Below are 12,137 nucleotides of genomic sequence, written 5' to 3'. Positions count from 1 at the left end.
CGCCGGCGGCCGTCGCCCCGCCCGCCTCGACCAGCGCGGACAGCGCCGCGAGCGCGCGCCGGACGTCCTCGACGGCGGCGTCGGCGGGGCCCAGCGCGACGGCCGCGCCGGGCCGCTCGGACGGGCCGCCGGTGACGCGCTCCGGACCGGACGGACCGGCCGTCCACGCGGCCAGGTCCGAGGCCACCACGCCGCCCGCGAGCCGAACCTTCACGCCGGTGATTCTGCTCGCCCCGCCCCGGCCCGTCGACCCGATTTCCGCCGGTTCGCCGGTTCCGGGTCAGGGCCGGTACGGGACGGCGAAGAGGGCGGCGAGGAGCGCGGCGCAGCGGGCCAGGTCGGCGGCCTGGATGTGCTCGTCGGCGGCGTGCGCGCCGCGCCCGCGCGGGCCGAGCCCGTCGAGCGTGGGCAGGCCGCGCGAGCCGGGCAGGTTCGCGTCGCCCGCGCCGGCCGCCGGACGGCCCTGGACGGTCTGGCCGAGCGCGGCGCCCACCGCCGCGAGGTGCGCCAGCAGCGGGTTGGCGGGGTCGTCGGGCCAGGTCGGCCGGGACGTCAGCACCTCGGCCTCCACCTGCGCGCCGTCCCGGACCGGGCGGGCGCCGCGCAGCGCGTCCAGCATCCGGCGCTCGGATCCGGCGTCGGTAAAGCGGAGGCCGATCTCCGCCCAAGCGTCCCCGGCGACCACGTTGGCGCGGCGGCCGCCCTCGATCCGGCCGATGTTGAGCAGGGTGGTGCCGTCGTCCGGCACGGCGGCGCGGACGGCGGCGAGCTGGTCGAGCAGCTCGTCGATCGCGGACACGCCGCGCCAGGGGTCCAGGGCGGCGTGCGCCTCGCGGCCCCGGACGCGCAGCGCGACGCGGGTGCTGCCGCGCCGCGCGGACTTCAGCGCGCCGTCGGGATGCGGCGACTCCAGGCCGATGACCGCCGCCGCGCCGTCCATCTCGGCCTCGACGAGGTCGCGGCCGGTGGGGCTGCCGACCTCCTCGTCGGCGACGACGACCGCGCGGACGGGCGCGGGCACGGCGATCCCGGCGGCGTCGAGCGCCTGGAACGCCGTTTCCAGCGCGACGAGGCCGCCCTTCATGTCGAAGACGCCGGGACCGGTGATGGTCGTGCCGTCGTCGGTGTAGGGCATGTCGGCCAGGCGCCCGACCGGCCAGACGGTGTCGTAGTGGCCGACGACGAGGAGGTGCCCGGGCCCCTCCGGCCCCCAGGAGGTGACCAGGTGGTCGCCGCTCGGGGACGGCACCCGCCGCACCCGCCCGCCGGCGGCGGCCTGCCCGGCCTCGACCAGGTCGGCGCAGCGGGCCAGCGCGTCGGCGTCGCCGCTGGGCGACTCGGCCAGCGCGTACTCGCGCAGGCGGGCGCGCGCGGCGGCCAGCAGGTCGGCGGCGGCCCCGGTGATGCGGGCCGCGTCGTCGGGGTCGAGCACGGCGGGGTCGGGCGGGGTGGAGTCGGACGGGGTGGAGTCGGGCGGGGTGGGGTCGGGCGGGGTCATGTCCCTCCAGGGCCTGGAAGATCATTGACGAACATACGGATCGTATAACCGTCATGATCGCGGCGATATTTGACGCTGACAAGGCGTGATGCTACAACGAGGACATAGATCTACAACATATCTAGGTCAGGACATGTGCTGACAGTAAGCGATGCGATGCCTGTGAGATCCCCGGCCGTGCACGTGCGGCCCCTGTCCGGACCCGCGGAGATGCGCGCCGCGGTGGCCCTCTACCGCGAGGTCTTCCGGCTCGGCGCGACCGACCCCGCGGTCAGCCCCCGCCTGCTCATCTCCCTCGCGCACAACGGCGGCTCGGTCGTCGGCGCGTTCGACGGCGACGACCTCGTCGGGTTCGCCTACGGCTTCGGCGGCGTCGACCCGGCCGGCCGCGTCTACCACTACTCGCAGATGGCCGCCGTCCGCGACGACCAGCAGGGCCGCGGCGTCGGCCGCGCCCTCAAGCTCGGGCAGCGCGAGCAGGTGCTCGCCACCGGCGTCACCGCGATGCGCTGGTCGTTCGACCCGGTCCGCACCCGCAACGCGCACTTCAACCTCGACGTCCTCGGCGCGGTCGCGCGCTGGTTCGAACCGAACCTGCTCGGCGTCGAGGACGTCGGCCGGGACCGCGGCATGCGCACCGACCGGCTCATCGTCGAATGGGACCTGACCGCCGACCTCCCCGCCGCGCGGGACCGGGCTCCGAAGCCGCCGCCCGTCGGCTGGGGCGAGACCGCCCGCGACGGCGACGCCGTCCTGTTCGGCCTGCCCAGCGACTGGGAGGCGCACGTCGCCGCCGACCGGGACGCCTCCGTCGCGCTCCGCGAGCGGGTCGCCGACGTCATGGGCCGCCTCATCGAAGGCGGCCGCGCCGCCGTCTCGTGCGAGGTCGCCGGCCGCGACACCGCCGTCTACCGGTTCGTCCCCGACCCGCAGGAGAAGCACTGATGCCCGCCGTCGCCGCCGTCGAGGCGTTCCGGCTGAGCCTGCCGCTCGTCCACACCTTCCAGACCAGCTCGCACCGCAAGTCGCACCTGGAGCACATCGTCGTCCGGGTGACGGACGACGCCGGCGCGTCCGGCTGGGGGGAGATCGCCTCGCCGAGCGACCCGTACTACTGCCCCGAGACCGTCGACACCTGCTGGATGATGCTGCGCCGCTACCTCGCGCCCGCGCTCGTCGGCACCGAGTGGGACCACCCGTCCGAGGCGGGGCGCGCGTGGGCGCGGATCCGCGGCCACCACTTCGCCAAGGCCGGGCTCGACATCGCCTGCTGGGACCTGTGGGCGCGCGCGTCCGGCACCTCGCTCGCCGCCGCGCTCGGCGGCACCCGGCGGAGCATCGCCGCCGGCGTCAGCCTCGGCATCGAACCGACCGTCGACGACCTGCTCGCGCAGGTGGAGCGGCACGTCGCGGACGGCTACCGGCGCATCAAGCTGAAGATCGCGCCCGGCTGGGACGTCGCGCCGACCCGCGCCGTCCGGGAGGCGTACCCGGACCTCGCCGTCCAGGTCGACGCCAACGGCGTCTACCCCGAGACGCTGGAGGCGCTCGCCACCATGCGCGAGCTGGACGTCCTCGGCCTGCTGCTCATCGAGCAGCCGTTCGCGCCGGGCGCGCTCGCCGCGCACGCCCGCCTCGCCGCCACGATCGGCACGCCCGTCTGCCTGGACGAGTCCGTCGACGACCTGGACCAGCTCGACACCGCGATCGCCCTCGGCGCCGGGAGCATCCTCAACGTCAAGGTGTCGCGGATGGGCGGCCTCACGGCGGCGCGCACGGCGCACGACCGGGCGGTGGCGGCCGGCTGGCAGGTGTGGTGCGGCGGCATGCACGAGTTCGGCGTCGGCCGCGCCGCGAACGTCGCGATCGCGTCCCTGCCCGGCTTCGACCTGCCCAGCGACGTGTCCGGCTCGGACAAGTACTACGCGCACGACATCGTGGCCCCGCCCATCCGCGCGACCGACGGCATGGTCCCCGTCCCCACCTCCCCCGGCCTGGGTCACGAGGTGGACGAGTCCCTGATCCGCGCCCAGGCGAGCGACACCTTCCGCACCTGACCTCCGTCGAGTCGCGGCGAGGCGAGGCGTCGCCATGAGCAGTGCTTCATGGCGACGCCTCGCCGCGACTCAAGGAGTTCAGAGGAGGCCGGTGGCGCTGTAGACGGCTCGGCCCGTGTCCGCGATCAGGGTGGCGGCGTCGGCCTCGGACGCGATGCCCTCCGTCATGGCGACGAGGACGATCGGGTCGCGGTCCTCCGCCAGGACGATCCCGGCGTCGTGGCAGACGGACGCCAGCTCGCCCGTCTTGTGGGCCAGCGTCACGCCCGGCGGGAGGTGCCGGGGCAGGCGGTCGTTGAGCTGCTGGCGGGCCAGCGCGTCGAGCGCGAACGCGGTGCCCTCCTCGCCGAGGAACTCGCCCCTGACCAGGCCGGTCAGCAGCGCCGCCACGTCCGCCGGGGTCGTGACGTTCTCGTCGCCGCGCGCGCGGGCCGCCGCGTCCATCATCACCCGGGCCAGCACGGTGGAGCGCAGCCCGTGCCGGGCGCACCAGGCGTTCACCGCGTCCATCCCGACCAGGTCGATCAGCAGGTTCGTCGCGGTGTTGTCGCTGACGATGATCATCAGGGTGAGCAGGTCGCGGACGCTGAACTCCGCCGCGTCCGCGAGGTCCTTGATGACGCCGCTGCCCGGGACGCGGGCGTCCGGCGGCGCCGGCAGCCGGTCGCCGAGCGACCGGCCGCCGGACTCGGCCTCCGCCAGCACCGCCGCCATGACCGCGATCTTGATCACCGACGCGGAGGTGAAGCGGTGGTCCGCGTTCACCTCCGCGCGCTCGCCGGAGCCGAGGTCGTGCGCGACGACGCCGAGCGTCCCGCCCAGGCGGGACGCCCGCCGCACCAGTTCGTCCAGTTCGTCGCGCACGTCAGACCTCCGGGGGCAGGGCCGCCCCGGGACGGCCCCGGGGCGGCTTCGTCGGGACTAGAGCAGGATCGCGAACAGGACCAGGAATCCCGCCGTGTTCGCGACCATGATGGCCCAGCCGTTGAACAGCATCATCCGCAGATCGCTGGACCGGGCGAGACCCATCTGCCCCATCATGTCCGCGGTGGGGTACGGGCCGAGCTGGTCGATCTGCGCCGTCCCGAGCAGCGACACCGCCCACGCCGCGGGCGGCACGCCCAGCGACGTCACCAGCGGCCCGAACAGCTTGTTGATCAGGACGACCTGGGCGACCGCGGCGCCGGGCACCGCGTGCACGTACCCGAGCAGGACCACCAGCAGCAGGAACACGTACGGGCCGACGTCGGGCATGACGCCCTTGAGGTGCTCGAAGATCGTGTCGAACGCGCCGGTCTTCTGCACCAGGGTCAGCAGCGGGTCCAGCAGCCAGAACAGCATGAACAGCCAGATCAGCCGGGCCGCGCCCGCGTAGACGGCCTCCGCCGTCCCCTTCGCGCCGAGCCCGCCGGCCAGGCCGGTCGCGGCGGCGGTGACCACCATGACGACCAGCGCGTAGGAGTAGCCCGCCTTGACCCACACGCCGTACACGGCCAGCGCGACCAGCACGCCGATGAAGGCGAGCGCGGCCCACTGCCCGCGCTTGTTCGGCGCGGCGTCCGCGTCGTCGTCGCGCGCGGCGTCCTCCGGCGCGTACTCCTGGTCGGTGTGCTTCTGGATCCAGCGGGCCATGAAGAACCCGGTCACGATGGTGATCGCGCCGACCGGCAGGCCCGCGTGCAGCAGGTAGTCGCCGTACGACAGCTTCGCCGCGGCGGTGATCGTCACGACCGGCGGGGTGAACGGGCCGAGCATCAGCCCGGCCGCGCCCGACGCGTGGAACATCGCCGCGACGGCCGGGGGCCGCCAGCCCATCCGCGCCGCGATCGGGATGACGATCGGCGCGATGATCGCGTTGCCGCCCGCGAGGGTGCCGAGGGCGCCCACGATGACCAGCGACGACACCATGACGCCGAGCTGGACGCGGGTGGGGGTGCTGAGCCCGATGCGGCCCATCACCGTCCGGACGAGGGTCTGCGCGGCGCCGGTCTCCTGCGCGACGTGGCCGAGGCCCGCGCCGAGCAGGATGATCAGGCCGATCACCGCGACCAGCGACCCCATGGAGGTGGCGAGCTGCGTGCCGAGCGGGACCGGCCCGGTCCTGGTCATGATCGCCGCGACGATGACGGCGCCGATGGTGGCCAGCACGACGTCCACGCCGAGCAGGGCCAGCACCGCGTACATGATGATGGGGACGAGGCCCCAGAGGCCGGCCTTGCCGCCTGCGACGGCGAGGGCGATGCCCGCGACGACGCAGACCGCGAAGCAGGCCACCGAGGTGAGCTGCCTGCGGTCCAAGCGTCCGGGGGGCGAGATGGCGCTGCTCAAAAGCGCTCCTGTTCAACGGGGATCCGGGGGGATCCGGTAAACGACGTGCTCAGCCGGCACGGCGCAGCACGCGTCCGGGACGCGCGCCGGTGGCCGTGCCGTCGCGCAGCACGGGGACGCCGCGCACGAGCACGTGCCGCACACCCGTGGCGAGCCGCCAGGGGTCTGCGAAGTCGGAGGTGTCGGCCACCGCGGCCGGGTCGAACACGGCGATGTCGGCGACGCGGCCCGCGCGGAGCTCGCCGCGGTCGGCCAGCCCGAGCCGCGCGGCGGGGAGGGAGGTCATCTTCCGGACGGCCTCGGGCAGCGTGAGCAGCCGGTCCTCCCGCACGTAGCGGCCGAGGACGCGGGCGAACGTGCCGAAGCTGCGCGGGTGCGGGCGGCCCTCGCCGGACGGGGCGAGGGTCCAGCCGTCGCTGGCGACGCTGACCAGCGGGTGCGCGAGGACGGCCGCCACGTCGGCGGCGGACATCGCGTGGTTGACGATCGAGACGGTCGCGTTGTGCGCGGCGAGCAGTTCGAGCGCCGCCTCCGCCGGGTCCAGGCCGGTCTCGTCGCCGATCTCGGTGAGGCTGCGGCCGGTGAACCGGGAGTACGGGCCGTCCGGCAGCTCCGCGACGACGACGCCGGCGGGGTCGATGTCGCGGCCGAAGCGGGCGCGCAGCTCCGCCGCGATCCGGTCCCGGGTGGAGCGTTCCATCAGCCGTTCGAGCAGCCGGGCTGCGCCGCCGTCCATCGCCCAGCCCGGCAGCCGGGACGTCAGCGTCGTGGACGACGCCGTGTAGGGGTACACGTCGGCGGTCACGTCCACGCCTCCGGCGCGGGCCGCCTCGATCTTCGCGAGCGCCTCGCGGACCGTCCCGTGGTTGGCCGGCCCCATCGCCTTCAGGTGCGAGATCTCCAGCCGCACGCCCGACCGGCGCGCCGTGTCCAGCGCCTCGTCGACCGCGGCGAGCAGCTCGTCGCTCTCGTTGCGCATGTGCGTGGAGTAGAGGAGCCCGTGCCGCGCGGCCTCGGCGGCGAGCGCGGCGACCTCGCCGGACGACGCGTACGACCCGGGCGCGTAGATCAGCCCGGTGGAGAAGCCGAACGCGCCCTGCTCGGCGGCGGCCGCCAGCAGCGACCGCATCGCCGCCAGCTCGTCATCGGTGGCGGGCCGCTCGTCCGGGCCCATCACGAGCGTCCGCAGCGCCTGGTGCCCGACCTGCGTCGCCAGGTTGATCGCGGGCCGTTCCAAGTCGACGGCGCGGGCGTAGCCGTCCAGGTCCGTCCACTGGAAGTCGACGCCGGACGCCAGGAACCCGGCGGCGCCGCGCAGCTCCTCCGCCGCGGCGACCGGGAACGGCGAGAACCCGCAGTTGCCGCCGAGCAGCGTCGTCACGCCCTGGTACACGGCCGTGTCGGCGGCCGGGTGCTCCTGGACGGTGAAGTCGGCGTGCGAGTGCAGGTCGATGAAGCCGGGCGCGACCACCAGGCCCGTGGCGTCCAGCTCCGGCCCCTCGTGCGTCTTGCCGGGCGGGACGACGTCCTGGACGCGGCCCTCGCGCACCACCACGTCGGCGCGCCGCGCCGGCGCGCCGGTGCCGTCCAGCACCTCGCCGCCGGTGATGACGACATCGTCCGTCTCGCCCGTCGTGTGTCTCATGGGTGCGCGCCCCTCATTCGTCGGAGTAGATGGCCAGGGCGTGGGCGAGCCCCTCGCGCCTGGCCAGCCGCCGGCGCGCGCCCTTCGCGCTGGCCGCGGTGAGCGTGGCCAGCGCGTGCACGACGGCGGAGATCGCGGTCGGGGAGTCGGCGAACGACGCGCTTCCGGTGCCGACCACCACGGTGGTGTGCGCCGCGGCGGCGAGCGGGCTGCCCGCGTCGTCGGTGATGGCCACGACGTGGCCGCCTGCCGCGGCGAACTCGCGCGCCACGACGATGGTGGGACGGGCGTAGCGGCGGAACGAGAACGCGATGAGCACGTCGGTGGGCCGCACGTCGCTGAGCACGTCGATGGCCCGGACGGCGCCCTCGTCGATCAGGCTGACGCCGGCGAGGCTGGCCGACAGCTCCAGGTGCAGGAGGGTCGCGTGCGCGCGGCTCTTGGCACTGCCGAGGACGAACCGGCGCCGGGCCGCGACGACCCGTCCGGCGGCCTGCTCCAGCGTCCCGTCGGCCTGCAGCGCGGCCATGGTGCGCTCCAGGTTGACGCGGTCGGCCTCGACCACCGCGTTCAGCAGCACCGAGGCCGAGGACTGCCGCCGCAGGCGGGCGCCGTAGCGGGCGTCCGGGCTGCTCAGCCGGCGGTTCTCGGCGGCCGCCTCGGCCTGGCGGTCCGCTGCCGGAGGCCGGGGGGACTCCTCGCTCACGACCCTCTCCCGTCCATGGATACGTAACCTATGTTGCCGCGCCCTGTTTCTAGCAGTATGGCGCAGCGCACGTCAATGATGCTGCTCATCCAAATCTATGCAGGTCGTCCCGGGGAGGCCAAATGACCGGTCTCCACTGGCGATATGGAACGTATCTCCCTTGTTTCCGGGCGATTGCGGCGGCAATTCTTCTAGCAGCGCTAGAACTTCTAATTCTGCTCTGTTAGTGTCGACCCTGTTCCTAGCAGCGCTAGAAGTTGGAGCCTCGCCATGCTGACCCCCATCGCCTACGGGCTCGCCACCGTCCTCAGCCTCCTGGTCCTGTTCATCGGCGTCCGTTTCCTCGTCTCCCCGCGCCCGGCGGCGGCCGGCTACGGCGTGCCCGCGAAGGACGGCGGCGATGCCGCCTACCTGACCATCAAGGGGGTGCGCGACGCGACCTTCGGCGTCCTCGGCCTGGCCCTGCTCGCCTTCTCCACGGCGCACGCCGCCGGCTGGTACATGCTCGTCGTCGCCCTCGCCCCGCTCGGCGACACGCTCATCGTCCTGCGCTTCGGCGGAACGAAGGCGGCCGCGTTCGGCATCCACTTCGCCACCGCCGCCACCGTCCTCGTCAGCGCCGCCCTCCTCTTCGCGATCTGAGAGCGCGGGTGGCCGGGACGCCCGGCGCGAGGCCGGCCGCGCCTCACGCCGGGCCGGCGGCGTCCCCGCTCGGGGAACTTCGGCGGGCGGGGCGCCGAACCTTGGGATTTCCTGGAGAAGTTGACGAAATTGGCGGGGTTTCTTCCTAATCGGTCTAGCCTGTCGGGATGATCCCGCCTTTAGGTGTTTCCACCCCCACGCGCCTCGGGTGGCTGGACGTGCTGCGAGGGTGGGCGGCACTGGCGGTGGCCCTGCACCACGCGAGCTACGTGTACCTGCCCGACGTGCGGATCGCGCTGCAGGACTGGTTCGATCCCGGCACCTACGGGGTCCTCGTGTTCTTCCTGGTCAGCGGCTACATCGTGCCCGCGTCGCTGGAGCGGCGGGAGAGCGTCCGCGGGTTCTGGATCGGCCGCTTCTTCCGCATCTACCCGCTGCTCGCGGTGTCGTGCCTCTTCGCGGTGCTGCCGTTCCTGCTGGGCGTCCGCGGCCTGCGGGCGGGCCTGGAGCACTACCACCCCGTGACGGCGATCCTCGCCCACCTGACGATGATGCAGGACCTCCTCGCGGTCCCGAACGCGATGAACGTGCTGTGGACGCTGTCCTACGAGATGGCCTTCTACCTGCTGGTCGTCGCCCTCTTCGTGGTCCGGGCGCACCGCCGGTCCGCTCCGGTCTCCGTCGGGCTCACGGCGGCGGCGCTGGCGGTAGGCGGGCTGATACCGACCTGGCAGCTGTCGGGGCTGCTGTCCCGGACGGCCGGCGTCGGCGTCGTCGTCGCGGTCTGCTTCGCCGCGCTGGTCGCGGCGATCGCGGCTGCGGTGTCGGGCCGCGCGGCGGCGCGGGTCGCGGGCGGGCTGCTCGGCGGGCTGCTCGCGGCCGTGCTGGTGGTGCTGAACGGCCGCGTCGGCGCGTGGCAGGGCCTGGCGATGATGGCACTGATGTTCGCGGGGACCGCCGTGTACCGCGCCGAGCAGGGTCAGATCCCCGCCTGGTCCGGCGCCGCCGCCGCGGTGCTGGTGCCGGCCGGCGCGCTCGCCGCCGGCGTCTGGAACATGCACGGCTACTGGCACGCCCAGCTCGTCTGGGCCGGGACGGTCCTCGCGGCGACGGCGACGTTCGCGGGAACCTGGCTGCTGCGGCACCGCCGGTTCCCGCGCTGGGCGACGGGCCTCGGCACCGCGAGCTTCTCGATCTACCTGCTGCACCCGCTGCTGCTGATGGTGGCCGCCCAGTTCCTCGGCACGTCCGGCCCCGCGAACCTGCCGGGCCTGCTGGTCTTCGTCGCCGTGCTGCTGGCCGCCGGCTGGGCGTCGCACCGCTGGATCGAGGCGCCCGCGCAGCGGCTCGGCCGCCGCCTCGCGCGGCGCGCCCCGTCCAGGGCCACCGAGCCGCCGGTGCTGGTGTCCTAGCGCCGCGTCGCGGCGGAACGCGAGCCGGAGGTCAGCGGCGGGGGCGCGGCAGGAACGCGACCAGCGCGGTGCCCGCCGCGGTGATGACCGCCGCGACCAGGAACGCGGTGGAGTAGCCGCCCGCGAGGTCGGAGCCCGACCGGGCCGCCGCGGTCGCGAGGATCGTGAGGCCGATCGCGCCGCCGATCGTCCGGGAGGTGTTGACGACGCCCGCCACGGCGCCCGCCTCCGCCCGGTCCGCACCCGCCGTCGAAGCCTCCACCAGCGGGGTCATGAGCAGGCCGAACCCGGTCGCCATCACGATGCCGGGGCCGAGGATCGATCCGGCGAACGTCCCGCCCGCGTCCAGGACGGCGCTCTGCCACGCGAACCCGGCGGCCGCCATCAGCCCGCCCCCGGCGGCCAGCAGCCGGGCGTCCATCCGGGCCATCAGCGTGGGCGCGAGCCTCGAGCCGACGATGATGCCCGCGGTGTGCGGCAGGAACGACACCCCGGTCCGGACGGCGCTGTAGTGCAGGACGTTCTGCATGTAGAGCGACAGGAAGTACCAGAGCGCGAACCCCGCCATCGTGCTGACGAGGGTCGCGAGGTTGCCGACCGCGACGCTGCGCAGCCGGAACAGCCGCAGCTGGACGAGCGGCTGGGCCGTCCGCGCCTCGACGGCCACGAACAGCGCGAGCAGCACGATCGCCGCGACCAGCGGGACGAGCGAGTCCGGCGACGTCCAGCCGTGGTGCTCGGTCCGCCCGATGCCGAAGGCGAGCAGGCCGACGCCGCCGGTGACGAGGGCCGCGCCGGGCAGGTCGAGGCGCTGCCGGTCCGCGTCGGGGCGCTCGTCGCGCAGCCACCGTCCGGCGATCACGGCGACGGCGACGCCGATGGGAACGTTGATCAGCAGCACCCAGCGCCAGCTCAGGTAGTCGGTGAGGAGGCCGCCGACGAGCCCGCCGGTGGCGCCGCCCGCGGTGCCGACCGCCGTCCACATCGCGATCGCCCGGGTCCGCGCGGGCCCCTCGGGGAACGTCCCGGTGATCAGCGACAGCGTGACCGGCGCGAGGATCGCGGCGCCGAGGCCCTGGACGGCGCGGGCGCCGATGAGCATCCCGGCGTCCTGCGCGAGCCCGCCCGCGAGGCTGGCCGCGGTGAACAGCCCGAGGCCGGTGACGAACACCCGCTTGCGGCCGAACAGGTCGGCGGCGCGCCCGCCCAGCAGCAGGAACCCGGCGAACGCCAGCGAGTAGGCGTTGACCACCCATTGCAGGCTCGTGGCGCCGAGCCCGAGCCCGGCGCGCATGCCGGGCAGGGCGACGTTGACGACGGAGATGTCGAGGACGACGAGGAACTGGCCGATGGACGCGGCGAGCAGCGCGGCCCACGGCGGGGTCCCGCCGGTCCGCCGGTCCCCCGCGTCGACGGCGCCGCCTTCTTGGATCGTGGTCATGGAACCCATGCTCGCGGCGGGGCCGCCGCCGCGCGTCGGCCGCCGGACCCAATCCGCCGGGTCCGATCGTCCTAGGACCTGCCACCGTCCACCAGCACGGCCGCGTGCACACCGTCCACGAACCCCTGCCCGCTCGCCTCGACAACGGCCGCCCTGACCTGCGCGAACACCGCGCCGAACGTCGACGCAACACCCACCGCGCCCGCGCCCGCGCGCGCCGCCGATCTGCCGCACGGTCGCCTGCAGACCGCCCGCGACGCCGCCACCCCGGACCGGGGCGTTCCCAGACCGGGGCGTTCCCAGACCGGGGCGTTCCCAGACCGGGGCGTTCCCAGACCGGGGCGTTCCCAGACCGGGGCGTTCCCAGACCGGGGCGTTCCCAGACCGGGGCGTTCCCAGACCGGGGCG

General features: G+C 74.5%; 12 protein-coding genes. 4 read left to right on the top strand and 8 right to left on the bottom strand.

From position 1 onward, the window contains the following. Together amrb99_RS48070 and amrb99_RS48065 are read right to left on the bottom strand one after the other, a co-directional pair. The coding region (locus tag amrb99_RS48070; RefSeq protein WP_190868799.1) for a hypothetical protein at positions 1-214 on the bottom strand (214 nt) is incomplete at its 3' end. A 66-nt stretch (positions 215-280) separates the two neighbouring features. Further along, the gene (locus amrb99_RS48065; RefSeq protein ID WP_190868798.1) at positions 281-1,498 is read right to left on the bottom strand and encodes a M20/M25/M40 family metallo-hydrolase; all 1,218 of its coding nucleotides are present in this window, start codon (positions 1,496-1,498) and stop codon (positions 281-283) included. 177 nt (positions 1,499-1,675) lie between these two features. On the opposite strand from amrb99_RS48065, the gene amrb99_RS48060 reads away from it, so the two are divergent. Together amrb99_RS48060 and menC are read left to right on the top strand one after the other, a co-directional pair. Continuing rightward, positions 1,676-2,443, top strand: a complete 768-nt coding sequence (locus amrb99_RS48060; RefSeq protein ID WP_190868797.1) for a GNAT family N-acetyltransferase — start codon at positions 1,676-1,678, stop codon at positions 2,441-2,443. Next, positions 2,443-3,555 (top strand): o-succinylbenzoate synthase, encoded by a 1,113-nt coding sequence (gene menC / locus amrb99_RS48055; protein WP_190868796.1) that lies wholly within the window; start codon positions 2,443-2,445, stop codon positions 3,553-3,555. The genes amrb99_RS48060 and menC overlap by 1 nt, the downstream gene beginning before the upstream one ends. Positions 3,556-3,633: 78 nt before the next feature. Here the strand turns inward: menC and amrb99_RS48050 are convergent, their stop codons facing one another. The 4 genes from amrb99_RS48050 to amrb99_RS48035 are packed head-to-tail and all read right to left on the bottom strand — an operon-like array spanning position 3,634 to position 8,234. Next, entirely contained in the window at positions 3,634-4,419 is a 786-nt protein-coding gene (locus tag amrb99_RS48050) for a serine hydrolase (RefSeq protein ID WP_190868795.1), read from the bottom strand. 57 nt (positions 4,420-4,476) lie between these two features. Further along, a complete protein-coding gene (locus amrb99_RS48045) occupies positions 4,477-5,883 on the bottom strand; it encodes an SLC13 family permease (protein WP_206700400.1) in 1,407 nt (468 codons plus the stop codon). A 49-nt stretch (positions 5,884-5,932) separates the two neighbouring features. Continuing rightward, a complete protein-coding gene (locus amrb99_RS48040; protein WP_190868794.1) occupies positions 5,933-7,528 on the bottom strand; it encodes a D-aminoacylase in 1,596 nt (531 codons plus the stop codon). Positions 7,529-7,541: 13 nt separating this feature from the next. Further along, on the bottom strand, positions 7,542-8,234 hold the full coding sequence (locus amrb99_RS48035) for an SIS domain-containing protein (protein WP_190868793.1): 693 nt from the start codon (positions 8,232-8,234) through the stop codon (positions 7,542-7,544). A 270-nt stretch (positions 8,235-8,504) separates the two neighbouring features. Between amrb99_RS48035 and amrb99_RS48030 the strand changes: the two genes are divergently transcribed. Both amrb99_RS48030 and amrb99_RS48025 read left to right on the top strand, forming a co-directional pair. Beyond that, a complete protein-coding gene (locus amrb99_RS48030) occupies positions 8,505-8,876 on the top strand; it encodes a DUF4267 domain-containing protein (RefSeq protein ID WP_190868792.1) in 372 nt (123 codons plus the stop codon). A 167-nt stretch (positions 8,877-9,043) separates the two neighbouring features. Beyond that, positions 9,044-10,288, top strand: coding sequence for an acyltransferase (locus amrb99_RS48025; RefSeq protein WP_241756641.1), 1,245 nt, complete (start codon positions 9,044-9,046; stop codon positions 10,286-10,288). A 31-nt stretch (positions 10,289-10,319) separates the two neighbouring features. Here amrb99_RS48025 and amrb99_RS48020 read toward each other — a convergent pair whose 3' ends face one another. Both amrb99_RS48020 and amrb99_RS52900 read right to left on the bottom strand, forming a co-directional pair. Continuing rightward, positions 10,320-11,729, bottom strand: a complete 1,410-nt coding sequence (locus amrb99_RS48020; protein ID WP_190868791.1) for a DHA2 family efflux MFS transporter permease subunit — start codon at positions 11,727-11,729, stop codon at positions 10,320-10,322. 71 nt (positions 11,730-11,800) lie between these two features. After that, positions 11,801-11,926: a hypothetical protein gene (locus tag amrb99_RS52900; RefSeq protein ID WP_277820243.1), complete on the bottom strand. Its 126-nt coding sequence runs from the start codon at positions 11,924-11,926 to the stop codon at positions 11,801-11,803. Positions 11,927-12,137: the final 211 nt, after the last annotated feature.

This window comes from Actinomadura sp. RB99 (assembly GCF_014706005.1).
Classification (GTDB): Bacteria; Actinomycetota; Actinomycetes; order Streptosporangiales; family Streptosporangiaceae; genus Spirillospora.
This window is presented reverse-complemented; position numbering and strand designations above follow the sequence as displayed.